The following is a 21,548-nucleotide window of genomic DNA, read 5'->3' on the forward strand; positions in this document are numbered from 1 at the left end:
AATTTGACGTTAGAAGAGATGATATCAATGAGAAATAACTATATGAAGCTGGTGCTGATTTTACTGCTTGTTTTCGTCTGTTTATCAGCTTTTCGATTGATTTGGATGGAAGGTTTTCAAAATAGTACCCCGTTGGATATTCAAAATGGAAAGCTTGATTTAAGGGAGTGGAAAGCGGATGGGGACGAAACCTTGGTATTGGACGGGGAATGGGATTTCTATCCATCCATATTTATAATGGAGGAGAAGGGAGCAGTACTAGCAGATACAGAAACCATTCATGTGCCCGAAGGCTGGAATAATATATTGAATTCACCTATCGGTTACGGAACATACCGATTGCAAGTTCATGTGAATCCAGGTCAAGATAGTCATTATGAATTATATATACCGAGTATCCGCAGTGCCTCTGAAGTCTATGTCAATGGAAATAAACTCTCATCATCGGGAGAAATTGCCACGGAAGAAGAAGCATTTACCGCTGAAAACTCTCCACAAAAAGTCGCGTTTAAAGCAGATGAAAATGGCGTCATTGATATCATTATTCAAGCGGCCAATTTTAAAGATATCAGAAATTTAAATGGTGGCATTATTCGCTCGATTCAATTTGGAACAGAACAAGAGCTTACCAATGAATTGCAATTTTCGATTTACATGCAGATTGCCATGGTTGTTGTCCTGTTGATTCATTCAGGGTATGCTTTCATCTTGTATTTAATTGGAAACAGAAATAAACAGCTATTCTTTTTTTCTTTACTAACTTTTATATATGCTATTCTATTTCTTCTTAGCGGAAAAGATAAATTATTACATTCTTTTTTCTATGCACAGAGTGATTGGTGGAACCAGTTATTTGTAGCATTGATATTAATCGAGTGCTATGTTTTTCTGCAATGTACCAATCATCAAAAGCTTCCTTATTGGAATAAAATATTTCCTTATTTTCAATGGGGAGTATTTGGATTAGCCGGCGTTACGATATTTTTTCCTCTATCTCTGCCACAGCTGATTATGCAGCTGCCACTTTATCTGTTCGCTTGTTGTTCCCTGGTCGGTATTGGTGTTTTTGCAATAATACGGTCGTACAAACAGTCATTGAATACAGATTTCTTTTTAGTATTATCCGTTGCAGCAGCTATTCACCATGTTGTATGGGCTTTAATATGGAGAGGAAGCGGAGTATATATGCCGCATTATCCTTTTGATCTCATTTTTGCAGTGGTGTGCTTTATGATGGTTTGGCTTAAAGGATATTTTCGTACCTACAGGGAAACGAAAGAACTGGCCGAAACGTTACAGCGGATAAACCGGGAGAAAGATCAATTTTTAGCAAATACCTCTCATGAATTCCGCAATCCTTTAAACAGTATGTTATTACTTTCGAAGGGTGTACGCGATAGAGAGGAATCTGCTATAACAGAGCAAAGTATCAATGATTTAAATACGGTATTGAATGTAGGAAAGCGGATGAATCTACTGTTAACGGACTTATTAGAAGAGAGACAGCTGCAGCAGGGCAAGCCCAGACTAAACAAACAGGTTATTATTTTGGAACCGATTGTCACAGGAGTGATGGATTTATTACAATTTTCATTTGACATGAAGAAGGTTCAAATCATCAATCAAATTTCTAAAACATTTCCGGCAGTGTTCGCGGATGAAAATCGAGTGACGCAAATTTTATTTAATTTAGTCAAAAATGCTATAAAGTATACAGATCATGGAACCATTACTATATCGGCAGCTGTAAATGGAAATGTTGCAGAAATTCATGTTACTGATACGGGCGCGGGTATCAGTCCGGAGATGCAGAAGCGATTATTTCTTCCTTATGAGCAAGGAGATGCTCCGGAAGGGATAACACGGGACGGCGGTTTTGGGCTGGGACTAAGTATTACGAAACAACTGGTAGAACTTCATGGCGGGACTATTCAGGTTTCTTCCAAAAAAGGAGAGAAAACAACCTTTACCTTTACGTTAGAATTAGCATCATCCCGGGAAGCTGTTCATCTGCCTGAAGAGAATACACAAACAATCAGGAGGATCGAGGATTCGGAGCAATTGAAAATCCCGTCTTGGAAAAACGAACAAAAACCATCTGTTCTAGCAGTAGATGATGATCCGGCCAGTTTGTTAGCGTTACAAGCTGTACTGCCCGAGGATGCATATAATCTGGTTCTTGTTACCAGTGCCGTCCAAGCTTTGGAGAAGGTGGAAAAAGGAGGGTGGGATATTGTTATTTCCGATATTATGATGCCGGAAATCTCCGGATATAAACTCACCAGAATGATTCGTAAACGGTATTCTCTGACAGAGCTTCCTGTATTGCTGCTTACTGGCGGTAATTCAGATATACAAGCAGCTTTTGCTGCCGGTGCGAATGATTATATAACCAAGCCTGTAGAACCGGCAGAGTTAAAAACCCGGCTGGATTCACTAATCACTCTTAAGAAGGTTGCAGAGCAGCAATTACAATTAGAAACGCTGTGGCTTCAAGCGCAGATACAGCCACATTTCGTGTTTAATACTTTGAATGCTATCAAAGCATTAAGCGAATGGAATCTGGAGGAAATGAGACAGCTCCTGGATGAGCTTGGAAACCTGTTGCGAAGCAAATTTCAGTTCCAGCAAATGAATGCTTTAGTACCTTTAGAAGAGGAATTAAATATCGTCCAATCCTATCTGTATATTGAGCAGGTCCGTTTTGGAGAAGCCCTTCAGGTGAAATGGGAGCTGGAGGATTATCAAGAGATAAATATTCCATTTTTATCGATTCAGCCATTGGTGGAAAATGCTGTACATCATGGTATCCGAAAGGGAGATGGGAAAGGCTCAGTAGTAATCAGAATAAAAAAAGATTATACCCGTTCCAAAGCATTAATTACAGTAGAAGATGATGGAGTCGGAATAGAAACAACAGATATTCCGGGCATTTTACAGGGGAAATCTGACAGTAAATCAGGCGTCGGTATTTTAAATGTTGAAAAAAGACTGCATCAGCATTATGGAAAAGGCTTAACGATTAACAGTTCACATGGCTGGGGTACAAAGGTTTCTTTTGAAGTGGATTTAGCAGATAATTAAAATATTTATCCAGTGCATGACAAGACAAAAGATGTAACTTCATTTGATGGGAAAAAGATAGTATACCCATCAAGTGGAGTTTTATTTTTATTGGGCCATAATATAGTATTTTCAAGTATTGGAAGAAATGAAGGTAAGTGGAGGCGGGATAATTAGTAAACCAGAAAATTGTATAGAATTTGTTTAGAAAAAGGAAGATAGCTAATATTTATTGTCATGTATGCTTGAATTATACGTGATATATCGTGAAAATAATCAGGAAGGGGATTCTATGCTGCATATTGCTATCATTGACGATGAACATTTGGCATTACAATATTTGTATTTACTGTTGAATAAAATAGAAGGAGTACAGGTGACAGGAAAATATATAGACGCTGGCGACTTAATCCAACATGTACAGGTAACCGATCTAGATGCTGTATTTATCGATATACATATGCCCGTTATAAAAGGAACTGATTTAGCTGAACAATTGTTAGACATTAAACCTTCCTTACATATTGTTTTTGTTACGGCTTATGACAAGTATGCGGTCAAAGCTTTTGAATTAAATGCAGTAGACTATATATTGAAACCCGTAAAGCAGGAACGTTTAGCAGTAACCATACAACGGATAAAGGAAAGAAAAGCGGTAGAACAGGAAATTGCGACCTGTAAATCATCGTTTGTTATTAAGGATTTAGGAGTGCTGCAAATTTATCATGGGAATAAATGGATAGAAGTAAAGTGGCGAACGTCTAAAGCGAAAGAATTATTTGCTTATTTTATCCATAATCATCAAAATACGATCCGGAAAAGTGAATTAATTGATTTGTTGTGGAGCAATCTACCTTGGGAAAAAGCAAATGCCCAGCTTTATACTGCCATATATCAGATCAGGAAGGTTATCCGGCAAATAGATGCTCCTATTAAAATCGTCAGCCAGAAAGAATTTTATCAAATAGATATGGGGGATGGCATACAGATTCAATCTCATGAATTTAAGCTCGATGCCCAATATTTATTAAAAGAAAATAAAGTAGATGTTGAACAATACTTTGCAGTGCTGGAAGTGTATGGAGGAGAGTATTTAGCTGAATTGAATTATTCATGGGCTGCTGCAGAGAGGAAAATGCTGAAAGATTTATGGGTTAAATTAATTAACAAATTTTCAGAGCATTTACACCTCCACGAAGAACCAGCATCCTATAATATTTCAAAAATGAAGGATTTAACAGGTTTTGATATAAAAGCAACAGATATTATAAAAGAAAAATCCAGGGTTTAAAGAGGATGTTCAAGTCGGGTGGCGAACGGAATTTTAAATTATATATATCGAGAAATTCATGAAAATTCATTTTATAAAGCAGAAACAATGCTTTTATAAAATGAATTTTTTTGCTGACTTAATATAACCAAATATTGGGATATATTAGATTACCAGGATGTACAGAATTTGTATATATACACACTATTCTCTGGGACATATTCAGTAAGTTATTATGAAAATGACTACAGAGTCTCATTTCCAGTAACTCGATATTAATTGTAATTTTCTTCATAGAAACTAGTAAAAAGCTGCTGTATAGAGGATGAGTATGTAGTCAGAAGAGACTTTAAAATGTTTCTGTCAGTTGGATAAGGGTAATGCCAGGGCGTTTTCATAAATAGTGAATCTATTCATCTATTAGATAACGTTCTTTTACGCTTTTTCTGCAGAACAGAAATTATTTTAAAGATATAAAGATATTAGGAGGTGTTGGGTTTCACTATTCCAGCAGTTAATAAAAATAAAAAAGAAAAGGGGGACTGGACTAATTGAAGAGAAGAGCAAAAAGAGTAAGTATATTTATGATTTTTCTTCTTGTTATGCAGTCATTTGTAACAGGTTTTGCACCGATACAGACGGCATACGCAGAAGGAAATAAAAATGATACGTTCTTTGATTTTGAAAGCATTTCCGAGAGCTCTTTTACCGAGGAAGAAGATAGTCGGCTTCTACATATAGACTGGTCGCTTGCGGATTATGATCTAGAAGATGTAAGCCAACCTGTAGATTTCGATTCTCCTGTAGAATTAGCAGCGCAGAACGGCATCATCTCTTCGGATGAAGAAGCTGTGGAAATTGCTTCCTTTAAAACAACAGAAAATATGATTAGCGTCACGTTTAATGAAGCGGCGCTGGAGCATCCGGAAGCTGAAGGTACATTAAAGCTGCAGGTGCCTTTAGAGGAAGAGGAAGTTGTGGAGGAAGAAGAAGTAACTACTGAAGAATCTGTTGAAGAGGGGTCAACGGAAGAAGGAACCGGGGAAGTTGTAGAGGAAGAAGCGGTTGAAGAAGAAAGAACTGGGGAAGCAGTAGAGGAAGAAGTGACTGAAGAAGGTGCCGAGGAAGCGGTAGAGGAAGAAGAGACTGAAGAAGGGACCGAGGAAGCGGTAGAGGAAGAAGAGACTGAAGAAGGGACCGAGGAAGCAGTAGAGGAAGAAGGGACTGAAGAAGGCGCCGAGGAAGCAGTGAAGGAAGAAGAGACTGAAGAAGGTACTGAGGAAGCTGAAGAAGAGAACACTGCGGCTTCTGCTGCATTTAATGTAGGACCGCAGGCTGAGTTAGGGAATATCTTTACCTTTGAAAGCTTAAAAATTGATGGTCAAACGATTGAAGATGGTGACATTATTTCCATCACTGAAGGTACTATTGCAGATCTTAGGTTTAGCTGGCATACACAAGGGATGAGTGCGAAAGCTGGTGACACAGCCGAGATTAGTCTTTCTGATGCCTTTAAGACGGTTACTACACCAGTTCAAGATCTCATAGTTGATGGAACAAAGGTAGGAACCTACCACGTTGAGGATGGTGTGTTAAAATTTGTATTTGATGAAGGCATTGAGACTTCAGACGTCCAAAACGGGTTTGTCAATCTTGGTTTAGAGTTCAATTTGGATAAATTCAGAGAAAATATTGAACAAGAGATTCCATTCAATGACGGTCACGAAAATAACATAACTGTTATTGCGCGGCCAAATATAGAACATAGCGGTATTGAAAAAGAAGGACATCCCGATATGGACCATGATGCAAGAGAAATCACATGGACGATTGACGTGGTCAATACTAATGATGAAGAGATAACGGAGGCAACATTAGCGGATAACATTCCTGGTGGATTAGGAGAAGCTAGAGATTTTGTTATCCATAAGCTAAACATTGGCTTTGATGGAGGTATAAGCGAAGGAGAAGACGTAACATCGACTCTAAATCCATCAGAATTCCCAATTGATTTAGGCACAATTGCACCTTTTAATGGCTATCGTGTCCAATATACGACAACCATTGAAAATTATGCAGAAGAATCATTTACTAATGACGCAACTTTTAAATACGGTGAAAAAAGTTTACCGGCTGAGGCTACCGTTGGAGGATTGACAAGAAGTAATCCGATTGAAAAGGATGGCTGGCAAGATGGAGACAGCGATGTTATTCAGTGGCAAATTGATGTTAATAAAAATGGAAGTCTTATTAATGAGGCTATAGTAGAAGATAGTCTGCCTCCTGGCTTAACCGTAGACCCAGATAGTATTGAAGTGGTTAGAATTACACAAAGTGAAGGAACTTGGACAGAAGGAGCTGCTCATGGCGGTTCGTTTATGGAGTTCCCGATAAACTTAGGGGCATTAGGACAGGATGATGCCTATCGAATTAAATTTAAAACAGATATAAATTGGGCAGATATCAATGATAGCAAATATCAAAAAGATAATGGCTTCTTAAATGAAGCAACCCTAAAAGATGGTGAAAATGAATTAAATAGTGATGATGCAACAGTTAACATTGTTAGAGATCCGGTCCTTCGCAAAGAAGGGGTATCCAATGTAGATTATGACAATAAAACGGTCAGCTGGACGATTCACGTCAATGAAGCAGGACACCCGATTGGGAATGCTGTGCTGACAGATTTAATTCCGGAAGGGTTAGCGATTTCTGAAAGTGATATTGTAATCACTGACGAAGAAGGCAATTCTTATACTCCTGTTAACATCAGCCTTGACCCTAATGCTGATGGTGGAACAGCAGTTGTTATTAACTTAGGAGATGTAGGTACACACAAGCTGAAAGTAGAATATACAACTGCGATTACCGATTTCACTAAAAATAATTTTAATAATAGTGTAGGTATGACAGGTGATGGTGTTGGTGAAGAGGGAGAAAATAGTAACGCTGAGATTAGACCAGCAGCTAACACCTATGGTAAGAGTTTCCGGGGAATAGATTATAATGCCAAAACGATGAATTGGCAATTAAATGTGAATCCAAGAAGAGAAGCAATTGATTCATTAGTAATAGAAGATACTTTCCCGAATAAAGGGATGATTCTATTGCCGGGTTCGGTAAAAGTAAATCATGCTGGGAACGAACTTGTAGAAGGTACAGATTACACGCTTGCACCTAGAACTGAAGATGGTGAAACAGGTTATCATAAAGGATTTACTATTACTCTTCTAGACAATGCGTTACCATTAAATGGAGGACAGCTAAGTGTTGATTATCAAACCTCTTATGACCCGCAAGAAGAAGTGGATGGTAATACGCTAGAACCTCATATATCTCGTGTAGGCGGAGAAAATCAAGATGGCGCCAGACTTTATGTCAATCATGCTCATTTTAAGGGAGAAACAGTAAATGAGAATCCGATTGATGAAACTCGTAGTGCTGATACTAGGGTAAGAGAAGACTCCTGGAACAGCGGTAAAAAAGAAGGGCAGTTAGTCCATTTTGATGACGAAGGCAAAGCAGTAAATGGTTGGGTAAGCGGCAGTGAAAGAAAGGTCGCCTGGCAGTTGTACACGAACTATCAAAAACAAAACCTAGGATCAGATGTTTCGATAACAGATACGTTAGCTTATGCTGGAAATATTGATGCAGATAGTATCCGAGTATCGGTTTATAACGTAAATTCTAATGGTTTAACTGAAATTACTGGACCAGTATTAGACCCGGATAATTATTCAGTAGACGTTGATGGCGGCGAATTTACAATTACCTTTAACAATGAGGTAACAGAAAGATATGTGATTGAATTTACGACATCTGTACCAGACATCTCAAAGCAAAGCTATACTAACAACGCAATAGTTAGTGTTGGAGATGTGGAATATCCTTATAGTGCTACCCTTAACTATGGTCAGTACGATGATTTCTTGGAAAAAGGAGCAATTGGTTTAAACGGTGATCGTGTATTCACTGGGGATGAAGTGGATTGGCAAGTTACGGTTAATGAAAGCCTTTCTATCATTAAAAATCCTGTGATTACGGATACTTTAAGCTCCGGTCACGTATATTTATCAGATAGTCTTGAAATCTATAGAGCGCAGGACTTAGAGAATGCTCTGGTAGAAGGAACAGACTATATACTTGATGTCAGCGCAACAGACGATGGTGAAAATGTTTTAACTATCAACATGGCAGAAGATTTACAAGATACCTTAGTTTTAAAATATACAACCGTTGTAACGGCAACAGATGGTGATATTGGTAACAGAATTTCATTGGATGGATCTGCTATCGATCAGCAATCTGTAGAGTCTAGTAAATTAAATGCCAGACAATTCTCTGATGCAGGCGGCGAATGGGCACCAAACAGAGGAGCTTTAAAAGTTACAAAAGTCGATGCAGAAGAAGAGGAAGTTATTGCAAATAACGAAGCGACCTTTACACTGTGGTACGATTTAAATGGGGAAAGAGTTCAATACACACAAGAAGAGGCATTTACTACGGTAGATGGTATCCTTCAAATTGGAAACTTACCACTTAGAACGTATTACCTAGTAGAGGAAGAAGCACCAGCAGGATATGTTATTTCTGAAGATGAGATAGAAATTGTTGTTAATAAAGCATATGGTAACGACGAAGAGAATATTGTGTCAATTACGTTTGAAAATACAAAAGAAAAAACTGACATAACAGGAACAAAAGTATGGGAAGGTGGACCGAAGCCAACCATTGAATTGCAGCTGTACAGAGATGGTGAACCATACGGTGATGCAGTAGCGCTGGAAGATGGCGAAACAGAATATATTTGGTCTGAGCTAGACAAAACAGATATCGATGGGAATGAGTATAAATATACAATCGATGAAGTGGAAGTTCCTGATAATTATGAGAAGACAATATCGGAAGATGGCCTAACTATTACCAATACTTTTGAATCAGGAGAAACAAGTATTAATGTAGCAAAGGTTTGGGAAGATGCAGATAACCAGGATGGTGTCCGCCCCGCGTCGATTACCGTTATATTGTTAGAAAACGATGAAGGAACAGGGCAATCAATCGTGTTAAATGAGAACAATAACTGGGAAGGCACATTTACAGGATTACCAGTCATCGATCAGACAGGTGCAGAAATTACCTATACCGTTAGAGAAATAGCTGTTGATGGATATGAAACAGAAACAGCAGGAAATTCTGCAGATGGTTATGTGATTACCAATACGCATGAACCAGCTATGATTGATTTAGAAGGTACGAAAACATGGGATGACGCCGATAACCAGGACGGTAAACGTCCAGAATCCATCACTGTTCGTCTGTTAGCAAATGGTGACGAAATAGAAGCTGTGGAAGTTTCTGAGGAAACAGAATGGAGTTATGTCTTTACAGATTTACCGAAATTTGATAATGGAGAAGAAATTAATTACACCATTCAAGAAGATAATGTAGAGGACTACTCTGCAGAAATTAATGGAATGGATATTACCAACAGCTACACACCAGAGCAAACAAGTATCAATGTAGTCAAAGCATGGGAAGATGCCAATAATCAAGATGGTGCACGCCCAGACTCGATTACTGTGAAACTATTGGCTAATGGTGAAGAAACAGGCCAAGAATTAACTCTAAACGAAACAAATAACTGGCAAGGAGACTTCATCGAATTAAATGTTTATAAAGATGGAGAAGAAATTCAATACAGCATAGAAGAAGTAGCTGTAGAAGATTATGAAACAGAAACAGCAGGAAATCCTGCAGACGGTTATGTGATTACCAATACCCATGAACCAGAATTAATTGATTTAGAAGGAATGAAAACATGGGATGACGCTGATAATCAAGACGGCAAACGCCCAGAGTCAATTACTGTTCGTTTATTAGCAAATGGTAGCGAAGTAAATGCTGTAGAAGCTTCTGAGGAATCTGATTGGAGCTACATCTTTACAGGTTTACCGAAATTTGATAATGGAGAAGAAATTAATTACACCATTCAAGAAGACAACGTGGAAGACTACTCTGCGGAGATTAATGGCCTGAACATTACCAATAGCTATACACCAGAACAAACAAGTATCAATGTAGTCAAAGCATGGGAAGATGCGAGTAATCAGGATGGTGCTCGTCCAGGTTCGATTACAGTGAAATTACTTGCAGATGGTGAAGAAACAGGTCAGGAATTAACTCTAAACGAAGCGAGTAACTGGCAGGGAGACTTTATTGAATTAGACGTCTATGCAGATGGAGAAGAAATTCAATACAGTGTTGAAGAAATAGCAGTTAATGCTTATGAAACGCAAACAGCAGGAAATCCTGCAGACGGTTATGTAATTACCAATATACATGAACCAGAATTAATTGATTTAGAAGGAACAAAAACATGGGAAGATGCCGATAATCAAGATGGCAAACGCCCAGAATCCATTACTGTTCGTCTGTTAGCAAATGGTGATGAAGCAGAATCTGCGGAAGTTTCCGAGGAAACAGATTGGAGCTATGCCTTTACAGACTTACCAAAATTCGAGAATGGGGAAGAAATTAATTACACTATTCAAGAAGATAATGTAGAGGATTATTCAGCCGAAATTGATGGTCTGAACATTATCAACAGCTATACACCGGAACAAACAAGTATTAATGTAGTCAAAGCATGGGAGGATGCAAATAACCAGGATGGTGCACGCCCGGACGCGATTACAGTAAAATTACTTGCAAATAGTGAAGAAACAGGTCAGGAATTAATACTAAATGAAGCAAATAACTGGCAAGGAGACTTTACTGAACTAGACGTCTATACAGATGGAGAAGAAATTCAATACAGTATAGAAGAAGTCGCGGTAGAAGGGTATGCAACCCAAACAGCAGGGAATCCTGCAGATGGTTATGTAATTACCAACAGCTACGAGCCGGTGCTAATTGACTTAGAAGGAACAAAAACATGGGATGATGCCGATAATCAAGATGGCAAACGTCCAGAATCCATTACTGTTCGTTTATCAGCAAATGGTAGCGAAGTAAATGCTGTGAAAGTTTCTGAGGAATCTGACTGGAGCTACACCTTTACTAACCTGCCAAAATTCGAGAACGGAGAAGAAATTAATTATACTGTTCAAGAAGATAATGTAGAAGATTACTCTGCTGAAATTAATGGTATGGATATTACCAACAGCTATACACCAGAACAAACAAGTATCAATGTTATAAAAAGCTGGAATGACGAAAATAATAAAGCTGGAAATCGTCCAGATTCCATTACAGTGAAACTATTGAAAAATGGAGAAGAAACAGGTCAGGAAATTACTCTGAGTGAAGATAATAACTGGCAGGCTGAATTCACTGGCTTGGACGTATACGCAGACGGAGACTTAATTGAATATACTGTTGAGGAAGAAGACGTTCCAAACTATGAAAGTAATGTAACTGCTGGTGAAGAGAATGGATATAATTTCACAGTAAAAAACAATTATAATCCGGCAAAAGTAAGTGTTGGTGACTATGTATGGTTTGACAAAAACAAAGACGGTTTACAAGACGAAACAGACATCCCGATTAAAGGAGTCGTCTTAACGATTGAAGATGAAGATGGAAATCCAGTAACAGATGTTTACGGAAATCCAGTAGGACCAGTAACAACAGATGAAAATGGATATTATATCTTTGAAAATCTGCCAATCGATAAAACGTACATTGTACGAATTGATCGGGAAGCATCCAAAGAAGCCTTGAAAGGGTATGTACCAACTCTGGAAGAGGTAGGCGATGATAATTCCATTGATTCCTCTTTATGGTTTGCGGTATCCCGTCATTTAACAGAAGACGGAGAACATGACCCGACATTAGACTTTGGTTTTGTAAAAGCAGAACCAGAAGAGCCGGGTAAAGAGCCAGAGGAGCCAGGTAAAGAGCCAGAGGAACCTGGTAAAGAACCAGAGGAGCCAGGTAAAGATCCAGGTAAAGAGCCAGGAGAAGAGCCAGGAGAAGAGCCAGGAGAAGATCCAGGAGAAGATCCAGGTAAAGGATCAGCTGAAGTTTCAGGTAAAACGGATTCAGGTGATTCTAAAGAAACAGATAAAGGTGATGGTGAAACATTGCCGGGTACAGCAACATCTATGTTCAACTTATTGCTTATCAGCTTAGGTTTACTGGCAGCCGGTGCAATCTTAGTTATTGTCAACCGCTTCCGTAACCGTTCATCTGACTAGGTAAAGCAGATTTAAGTAAGAAAAAGGAGTTATTACTAATTTTCAGTAATAGCTCCTTTTTCAAATTTATTGGCAGGTATCTTCTAAAACATCTCCACTCCCCAGCTCCACCTTTTGTTTTTAGGGTTGATTACACATAATATGAAATCGGATATAATTATTCGCAAGAAATCAATTTTAATCAAAAAATACATAAACTATTAACATTCCTCAATATACAAATGTGTGAATATAGTTTATTATCCACATTAGATATATAATTCAGAAAAATTAACTGAATTATGACATATAACTATGAATAATCAGGAGGGGAAGGACTGATTTAGATAACTTTACACTGTCACGCATATTTAATTCTTTATCATATGTAAAGCTGATCAAAATGAAATGAGTATATAACATGATTAGTGTCCGGGAATCCAGATATCTTACTAAGGTTTACAGGAAGCTGCTATGGAAAAGCTTTAAAAGATAAGGGCATGAAAATTATTTTAAATGCAGTTGAATATAGAAAGCAACTGAAAAGAAAAAGAGAATATATTAACTTGTTTTCTAACTGTTGTAAAAGAGCCGAGAAACAGTTAAATATAGTCATTCATACGTTGATTATCTTTTTTTACAAGAGGCAGGATGTCAATATTCGGAATAATCGGTCAATTATTTTATGTATGCTTCCATCTTGTTTGACAAAGTAGACTGTTTTTATACAACATGGGTGATGGAACATTGCTAATTATCTGGATTAATAATGGGGGCGAAAGTATGAAAAAGATAATTGAAAATGCTGCATATGATCAAGAATGGATTAGCTTAATTATAGAAGCGAAAAAACTGGGCATACCATTGCACGAGATTCGCCAGTTTCTGGATAGTGCAAATGAAAAATCAAAGTTTGATTTAATTTTCACAGATTTTACAAACAAAAAAACCCGCTCTTTCAGACGATTTGTTGAAAAATGAATGGAGCTTTCTAAAATAGTTAATTTTAAAATTATAGTAGTAAAATGCTTTAAAGGCTTTTAACCTATATAAATTAAAACAGGAACTTAAAAAGGTAAATCCTATTCCTTATTATGTTTTATTTTAACTGGAGAATAAATAATTATTCACGTAAGTTTTTTATATCCATTTTACTGGGCGCAAATAGAACCTTTTTCAACAATTACCAATCACCTTTCCTCATAGCATTCTTTTATTTTGTTTACACTAATGAAAAAGAAGGGGAGGTGTTTGAAGTTTGTGGAAAAAAGGTTTAATTTTTTTATTGCTTCTGACAGTTGTTCATTTTCATCATGCTTCACCCGCCCATGCAGAGCAGGAAATGCCGCCGCTGAAGGTACATTTTATTAATGTCGGTCAAGGAGATAGTATTTTAATCGAAACGCCTTTAGAACGGACCATTTTAATTGATGGAGGACCTCCGGAAGCTGGTAATGCTGTTGTTAAATATATAAAAGAGCTGCGGATTAATGAAATTGATTTAATGATTGCGACACATCCGGATATCGATCATATTGGCGGTCTAATCAATGTATTAGATGAATTTGAGGTGGGAAATGTGATTGATACAGGAAAGCTTCATCCGACAAAGACTTTTGCCTCGTATATGAATCGAATCCGTGATTTGCAAATCCCGGTTACTATTGCTGAAAAGGATACACCAATTGAAATAGACCCGACGATTTCTTTAGATATTTGGAATGCTGCACAGCCATTAACCTCTCCAAATGCATCATCTCTTGTATTAAAGCTCCGTTATGAAGAAACAGATATGCTCCTTATGGGAGATGTCGGTAAAAAGGAAGAAAAGGAAATACAGAGAATGCATAATGTGAATGCAGAAGTAATTAAAATAGGGCATCATGGCTCCAATACAAGCTCTTCAATGTCTTTTCTGAAAGAGGTAGATCCTGAAATAGCCATTCTAACCTACAGTAAAAATAATACCTATGGCCATCCTGTTTCCCGCGTTATCGACCATTTAAATGAAATAGACGCTTTGATTTATTCCACAGCAGCCTTGGACAGTATTACTGTTGAAACGGATGGCAGCACAATAATGGTAAATCCTAAAATGAATCCAATCCAGAAGTTTATCGAGGAACAAGTTAGCTGATGATATATCATTTTACATTTTAATACAAAAGTGATATCATTATAGTATAATAAAGATATGGAGGAGAGGATCTCATGCAGGAACGTAAGGCATGGAGTATTAATGGTATTCTTGGAATAGGTTTAATCATCGTATTGCTGGCTTTAGGGGCATTCGGTATTTATCAGCAGTATTTTGCTTTAGGGATTGTGCTGATTCTGATTGCTGGTATTTTAATCAGCGGAATAACGATTGTGCAGCCGAATCAGTCTATTGTTGTGATTTTTTTGGGGAAATATATGGGAACAGTACGTCGGGAAGGCATTTTGGTAACTGTACCATTTTCTGTACGCAGAACAATTTCTTTAAGAGTTCGTAACTTTAACAGTAACCGGTTAAAAGTAAATGATGTGAATGGAAATCCAATTGAAATAGCAGCAGTTGTTGTTTTTAAAGTGGTAGATGCAGCGAAAGCAGTTTTTGACGTGGACCAATACGAGGATTTTGTTGAAATTCAAAGTGAAACGGCTATCCGTGCAGTAGCGACAACGTATCCATATGATTCATTTACCAATGAAGAATTAACATTACGCGGGAATGCAGATGAAGTATCTAATCAGTTAACAGCAGAGCTGCAAGATCGCCTGCAGGTTGCCGGTGTGGAAGTAATTGAAGCACGGTTAACACATTTAGCTTATTCTACAGAGATTGCCCAGGCAATGCTGCAGCGACAGCAGGCAAGTGCAATTATCTCTGCCCGGGAGCAAATTGTTCAGGGGGCAGTTGGTATGGCGCAAGATGCAATAGCCCGCTTGGAAGCTGATAATATGGTGGAGTTAGATGATGAGCGCAGAGTGGCATTGATTAATAACCTGCTGGTTGCCATTGTCTCTGATCAGGGAACACAGCCGGTAATCAATACAGGATCGCTTTACCAATAAGCAGGGCTTACTATGGCTAAAAAGAAAAACTTTCCATTACGTATAGATCCCGAGCTCTATGATATTTTACAGCGTTGGGCAAAGGACGAGTTCCGGAGTGTCAATAGTCACGTTGAATTCTTGCTTAGAGAATCTGCCAAAAAAGCGGGAAGACTTCCAAAAAAGCATGATAAGAAAATAGGGGAAGATTAAATTAACCCTCAAAATATAAGCCTTAAGAAATCTGCTGCTGATTTCTTAAGGCTTATTTGATTTAAGATACTTCCTCATCAGAACTGACTGCGGTTTCCGAATGGAATTGCTGATAGGACAAATAATGCTCCTTCGTAATCACGAATAAATCATATATCACTTCATTGGAATTTGCATTAATACGTTCATACATAGATTGGTACAGTTCATTAGCAGCGGTGACATAGGGAAGCTTCAGGACGGCTTTCAATGAGCGTTTGTTGCTTTTTTGCACCTTCATAAAGACCCCGTCAATTTCCTTGGTTGTAAAAAGCTCGTGAAAGAAGGCATCTTTAGCTTGACGGTTATATCCTTTACCAAAATACGGTTTCCCAAGCCATGTAGCTAAAAAACCATAATTATCTTCAATATCAAAAAGGTTAATAGTGCCAATTGGCTGCTGGTATTCATCTAAGATGGTTCGTGAAATTAATTCGCCCCGCTCTTCCGCTTCTATCGTTTGTTTTGTTAAAAAATAGAATTCATCAACGGTTGTTGCTTTTTGTCTGACAAAAGGAAACACCTCAGGGGCAATCATAAGTTCAAATAACATAGGTACTTCAAGTAAATCACGTATTTTCAGCATGAAAATACCCTCCTTTTTTCCAGGCGGGTATTCTTACATGCAAAATAAACGCAGTAAGTGAGTCACCCACCCTCGAATTTTTATTTTAAAAGTAGCATTGAAACAAAAATTCGGGGTGGGAATCGAACCCACTAGAACCAGGAAACCCCGGTGGCGCACCATTTGCCTTCCCTATTTAATTGATTTTCTCTCAGTACAACCGAAACAGGCTGCTTATCAGCTCTTTTCAAATTCATTTTTGATAATTTTATTGTATGATTTTTTCAGTGAAATGCAAGTATTTTTTTATAAGAATACAAAAAAATTTTACTTAGGAATAATTGTGTCCAATTAAGTAACAGGGGAGATATATAAGGAAGAAGAGAGGATGATAAACATGCGGGAAAAAGGTTTATCATTTAATAAAAACTTCTTGATGAAAGAACGTTTGTTCTGTATAATGTAATCAGATTTACTCCTCAGAAGCCTGCCTCATAATATAAAAGGATGTGTTTTTATGCCACGAATCAGTCTTCATAAAGTATACTCCTCACAGGCAACACCCTCTTTGCGTTTGCAGGAGGCTCACAAATCATATAATAAGTATCAAAGAAGAAAAGGAAAGACAAAGAAAGTATTACATCAGATACAAGATATTCAGCTGATGGATTTAAAAGTAGACTATGCCTTTAAGCAATTATTTGGGAGCGAGAAGAATAAGGAAATTACAGTTGTTTTTCTTAATGCAATTTTAACAAAATCAGGAAGAAGCCCTGTTAAACAGCTTTTCTTTCAAAATATTGAAATTGGCGGGGAGTATGAAGAGGACAAAAAATCCAGGCTGGATCTTCTTATTGAGACAGAGGATAAGGAGATTATAAATATAGAAATTCAAATCAACAATGAGTATAATATGGTTAACAGAGCTTTATATTATTGGTCACGGATTTTTTCGGAACAGTTGAAAGAAGGACAAAATTATAAGACATTATATCCTGTTATCAGCATTAATATCATGCATTTTGATTTGTTGAAGGAAACGGACGCCTATCATAATATCTTCCGTTTATATGAAATGAATCAGAAATATCCATTAACGGATAGAATTGAGTTTCATTTTGTGGAGATTCCTAAATTAATCTCTGCCTGGAAGAAGAATCAGCTCAATCCATGGGAAGATGTCTTGACTCGATGGTTACTGCTGCTAGGAACAGTAGACCGGCAAACGAATCATTTTTACAATGATATTTATCAAGAATTGGAGGAGATTGCGGTGGCGGATAAGTCTTTAAATGTCGCTATGCGGGTCTGGGAAGATTTGAGCCGGACAAAAGAGGAGCGTCTGGCATATGAAGCACGCTTGAAGCAGATTTTAGATGAACGATCTAAGCTTCTGGACAGAGAACAGTTAGAACAGGAAATGGAAGAAATAAGAGCTCAAAAAAAAGTGATGGAAATGCAGAAAGAAGAAATAGAAGCGAAGAATCAAGAAATAGAGACACGAAATCAAGAAATGGAAATGAGAAACCAAGAAATAGAGACACAGAATCAAAAAATGAAAGACAAAATGGAAGAAGAAGAAACCAAAAGAAAAGCGGCTGAATCTGCTTTGGAGAAATCTGCAAAACAGATGGCGCTCCGCCTGTTGGAGCAAGGAGTAGAGCATTCAGCTATTATGCACGCAACTGGATTCACAGCAAAACAATTAGAGGTAATCCAGCAAGCATTGAAAATAGATAAAAAGTAAACCGCTAAAAGATGTAATAAAAGCGAAATTGACAAAGGAGCATGCTGATAAGTAAAGCAGTAACATGCTCCTTTGTTTTAAAAAGCTATAATTCCATATTTTTTTAACTCTTTTTCAGATCCAATAAGGCTCGATCAAGGGATGCAAATTCATACTCGAAACCATTATTAAGTGCCTTCTGTGGATAAGCATATTGTCCTTTTATTATGAGCTGTGCCATTTCTCCTAAAGTGAAATAAAAGAATACAGCCGGTACATGCAGCCAATTTGGTCGATTATAAATCTTTGCTGCTTTTTTCATAAAGTCTTTATTTCGTTTTGGGTTTGGAGCAGTCACATTAACAGGCCCTTTCATGGTTTGATGTTCCAGGCAAAAAGTGATTAATTTGACAGCATCCTTTACGTGAATCCAGGATAGCCATTGTTCACCATCACTGATATGTCCGCCGGCATATAATTTTATTGGCAACGACATAAGTGGAAATGCACCGCCATCATTGCCGAGTAGCACACCAAATCGCGCATAAATCGTACGGATATCCATTTTTTCTGCTGCACCTGCTTCTTGTTCCCATTGACGCGTTATAGATGCAAGAAAGTCGTTTCCAGGCTGTACAGTCGCTTCTGTATAGATAAAATCCTCTGACATGCCATAGTATCCTACCGCCGATCCACTGATAAATACCTTTGGTTTCTCCTTCATATCTTTCATCAATTGAACAAGATATTTAGTAACACGAAGGCGGCTTGTAAGAATGGCTTCTTTCTTTTTTTTCGTCCAATATCCAAATAATGATTCACCAGCGAGATTAATGACAGCATCTATGTGAGGAAGTTCGTTTGCAGTCGTATTATAATCCATAAAAGTTATATGTGATGTATTCGATCTTTTCTCTGTAGAACGAGTCAGGATATATAAGTTATGATTTAGAACTGTGAGATGTGCAGCTAATTTACTGCCTAGAAATCCCGTGGCTCCAGTAATTAATATGTTCATAATAAAGAAACCTCCTTTAATTATATTTTCTATTGTTATCTGATTGCTGAAAATTTTGCTATGATGTTAAGAGAGGTGAATGATGTTGAGAAAAATTACCCGGATAACAACTCAAAAAAAACAGAAGCATCGCTATAATATATTTTTAAATACACCAGCTGGTGATGAATATGGGTTTAGTGTCGATGAAGATATCCTTATTAAATTCCGGCTTGAAAAAGGAATGGAATTAGATAATGAGCTTATCAAAACACTAAAAGAACAGGATAATCTCCATAAAATATATACCCTTACTATACACTTTTTAAGCTATAGAATACGCTCAGAAAAAGAAATTATCATGTATTTGCAGAAAAAAGAAGTAGAAGATGAACAAATTGCTGTTATTATGCAGCGCTTAAAGAAGGAAAAGCTCCTTGATGATCAGCAATTTGCAGATATGTTTGTACGATCGCGTATGAATACAAGCTCAAAGGGACCAAAGATTATAGAGCAGGAATTATTTGAAAAAGGAATTACCGGGCAAATCGCCGCCAATGCTTTAGAGCAATATACACCTGTACTGCAGAAAGAAAAAATTCAAAAGCTGCTTGGAAAGAAAATAAAGCAAACCTCGAAGGATTCTTTTCAAAAGCAAATAAACCAGGCAAAAAATATGATTTTGCAAAAAGGATTTAATCAGCAGCTTGTCTTTGCGGCTATTCAGACGATGGATCAGGAAGAAAACGCAGATCAGGAATGGGAAGCATTGAAATTTCAGGGAGAAAAGCTGTACCACAAGCATGTGAAAAAATATGAAGGCTTCCAGCTGAAGCAAAAAATAATGGAAGGTTTATACAGGAAAGGCTTCCGTTTTGATAGAATCCAGCAGTTTGTGGATGTATATATAGAAAATCAAGAATAAATTCAGGTTAACTCTACATTATTTTGGTACAATAGGAATCGAAAGCCAGGGGGGAGAAGAATGAAATTTCGTTACAGCGAATATTCCATCGAACAATTACATCAGGAAATTGGTAAATTAAAAGAACAGGCCCAAAAAGCAGAACAGCTTGGCAATGTTTCTGAGGTCCAAGTTTGTGAACGGAAAATGCAGGTAGCTCTTGCGTATACAATGAGTCCAGATGATTTTAAAAAAGAGGAAATTTATCAGCTTAAAATGGAAACAGGCTATAAATTTAAAATATCTTATGTTAACGGGGTCTTTGCGTGGGGTTACCGTATTGATTTATTAGATAAGGAAAGTGAAGATATAGAAGCTTTGCCAATTTCTTTATTAGGAAAAAAGGTAAGCTGAATAAAAACAACTCAGGCGAAACTTTACCTCACCTGAGTTGTTACTTTTTTATATAGAGAATGGGAATTTCTGCTAAAAACGACCTTCATGAAAGGTTGAGTCTCTGTATAGATCCTGAAGGGTGCAGAAGTTATTTGGTCTTTTCAATGTTAAGGGGTTGAGTCACTTGGAATCAGTTTGCTTTGAAGCTTCTGTTCCGAGAAAATCCATCCTGTATAGGAAGTAATTACTTCCAGATTTTTATCCAGCTTCACAACGGCAACAAATGGATAATATCCTTTGCTGCGATAACGCAAATCAATAAAACGGACTTCTGTGACATCATCTTCATCAGTATTTATTTCCCAGCGGTATACTGGAGAAAAATTAAGGAAGGAAGAGATGTTTTTATCGTTTTTGGCAGCTTTTATGACATCTGTATCAGGTAATGGAACACGATAAAATTCATCAACAATCTCAATATGCCGATTTTCAACGCTGCCTACATAGTAACGGTCGCTAGTTGTTATTGCAACACGCCAATAATTTTGTTTGAGTGTAGGGGAGGTAGCGACAACCTCTGTATCTGGAAAATATTCTTTGATTTTCTGAACAATTTCTCTTTTGTCCATGTAGCGTTTAATGTAATATAGTACAATGACCGTATAAATAATGACCCAGGTATAACCCGGATTTGCGCCTAATGCCCAGGCAATGATACCGGCGACATTCAGGAAAAAAATGTACGGATCAAATGTATTAATAAACCCTTTTGCAATCCATTTTTTGGTGAATGGACGGAAGGCCTGCGTACCATACGCATTAAATAAATCGACAAATACATGAATAGACACAGCTAATAGTGTCCATAACCAAAGAGTCAGATAGCTTACTTCTGGAACAAATAAATAAATTGCTCCAGATACGAGCAGACTCCACATAAGGATAGCAGGAAGAGAATGCGATGCTCCTCGATGCTGTCTTATATAAGTTGCATTATTTTTTAATTTAAATATTGTATCAAAATCAGGAGCGTGTGATCCCACGACTGTTCCAACTAATACAGCATGAAATAGTGCAGGATTACTTTGCACAGCAGGGTCCAATGTTGCCAAACCGCCAAGTGCAACACCCATAACTATATGCGTACCAGTATCCATAGCTA

General features: G+C 37.5%; 13 protein-coding genes. 10 read left to right on the forward strand and 3 right to left on the reverse strand.

Annotated elements, in window-relative coordinates:
• Positions 1-27: 27 nt before the first annotated feature.
• The 7 genes from MHH51_RS08530 (at position 28) to MHH51_RS08560 (ending at position 15,759) form a co-directional block, all read left to right on the forward strand.
• Positions 28-3,084, forward strand: a complete 3,057-nt coding sequence (locus tag MHH51_RS08530) for an ATP-binding protein (protein WP_147212374.1) — start codon at positions 28-30, stop codon at positions 3,082-3,084.
• A gap of 271 nt (positions 3,085-3,355) precedes the next feature.
• Positions 3,356-4,354 carry a response regulator gene (locus tag MHH51_RS08535; RefSeq protein WP_186813727.1) on the forward strand — a complete coding sequence of 333 codons (999 nt, stop codon included), beginning with the start codon at positions 3,356-3,358 and terminating at the stop codon, positions 4,352-4,354.
• 530 nt (positions 4,355-4,884) lie between these two features.
• Positions 4,885-12,531, forward strand: a complete 7,647-nt coding sequence (locus MHH51_RS08540; RefSeq protein WP_339285556.1) for a Cna B-type domain-containing protein — start codon at positions 4,885-4,887, stop codon at positions 12,529-12,531.
• A 762-nt stretch (positions 12,532-13,293) separates the two neighbouring features.
• On the forward strand, positions 13,294-13,491 hold the full coding sequence (locus MHH51_RS08545; RefSeq protein WP_156987180.1) for an anti-repressor SinI family protein: 198 nt from the start codon (positions 13,294-13,296) through the stop codon (positions 13,489-13,491).
• Between the two features lie 277 nt (positions 13,492-13,768).
• Positions 13,769-14,647, forward strand: a complete 879-nt coding sequence (locus tag MHH51_RS08550) for an MBL fold metallo-hydrolase (RefSeq protein ID WP_339285559.1) — start codon at positions 13,769-13,771, stop codon at positions 14,645-14,647.
• Between the two features lie 74 nt (positions 14,648-14,721).
• Positions 14,722-15,567, forward strand: coding sequence for an SPFH domain-containing protein (locus MHH51_RS08555; protein WP_147212376.1), 846 nt, complete (start codon positions 14,722-14,724; stop codon positions 15,565-15,567).
• A 12-nt stretch (positions 15,568-15,579) separates the two neighbouring features.
• On the forward strand, positions 15,580-15,759 hold the full coding sequence (locus MHH51_RS08560) for an Arc family DNA-binding protein (RefSeq protein ID WP_077603689.1): 180 nt from the start codon (positions 15,580-15,582) through the stop codon (positions 15,757-15,759).
• 61 nt (positions 15,760-15,820) lie between these two features.
• On the opposite strand, the gene MHH51_RS08565 is transcribed toward MHH51_RS08560, so the two are convergent.
• On the reverse strand, positions 15,821-16,384 hold the full coding sequence (locus MHH51_RS08565) for a GNAT family N-acetyltransferase (RefSeq protein WP_147212377.1): 564 nt from the start codon (positions 16,382-16,384) through the stop codon (positions 15,821-15,823).
• A 496-nt stretch (positions 16,385-16,880) separates the two neighbouring features.
• On the opposite strand from MHH51_RS08565, the gene MHH51_RS08570 reads away from it, so the two are divergent.
• Positions 16,881-18,110, forward strand: coding sequence for an Rpn family recombination-promoting nuclease/putative transposase (locus MHH51_RS08570; protein ID WP_339285563.1), 1,230 nt, complete (start codon positions 16,881-16,883; stop codon positions 18,108-18,110).
• 103 nt (positions 18,111-18,213) lie between these two features.
• Here the strand turns inward: MHH51_RS08570 and MHH51_RS08575 are convergent, their stop codons facing one another.
• Complete coding sequence (locus MHH51_RS08575) at positions 18,214-19,107, reverse strand: TIGR01777 family oxidoreductase (protein ID WP_186813729.1); 894 nt, start codon at positions 19,105-19,107, stop codon at positions 18,214-18,216.
• Between the two features lie 82 nt (positions 19,108-19,189).
• On the opposite strand from MHH51_RS08575, the gene recX reads away from it, so the two are divergent.
• Together recX and MHH51_RS08585 are read left to right on the forward strand one after the other, a co-directional pair.
• On the forward strand, positions 19,190-20,011 hold the full coding sequence (recX, locus tag MHH51_RS08580; RefSeq protein ID WP_339285565.1) for a recombination regulator RecX: 822 nt from the start codon (positions 19,190-19,192) through the stop codon (positions 20,009-20,011).
• 60 nt (positions 20,012-20,071) lie between these two features.
• The gene (locus MHH51_RS08585; RefSeq protein WP_147212380.1) at positions 20,072-20,404 is read left to right on the forward strand and encodes a YfhH family protein; all 333 of its coding nucleotides are present in this window, start codon (positions 20,072-20,074) and stop codon (positions 20,402-20,404) included.
• Positions 20,405-20,553: 149 nt separating this feature from the next.
• On the opposite strand, the gene MHH51_RS08590 is transcribed toward MHH51_RS08585, so the two are convergent.
• On the reverse strand, positions 20,554-21,543 hold the full coding sequence (locus MHH51_RS08590) for a metal-dependent hydrolase (RefSeq protein WP_147212381.1): 990 nt from the start codon (positions 21,541-21,543) through the stop codon (positions 20,554-20,556).
• Between the last annotated feature and the right edge of the window lie 5 nt (positions 21,544-21,548).

Source organism: Oceanobacillus sp. FSL K6-3682 (assembly GCF_037976165.1).
Lineage (GTDB): Bacteria > Bacillota > Bacilli > Bacillales > Amphibacillaceae > Oceanobacillus > Oceanobacillus sojae.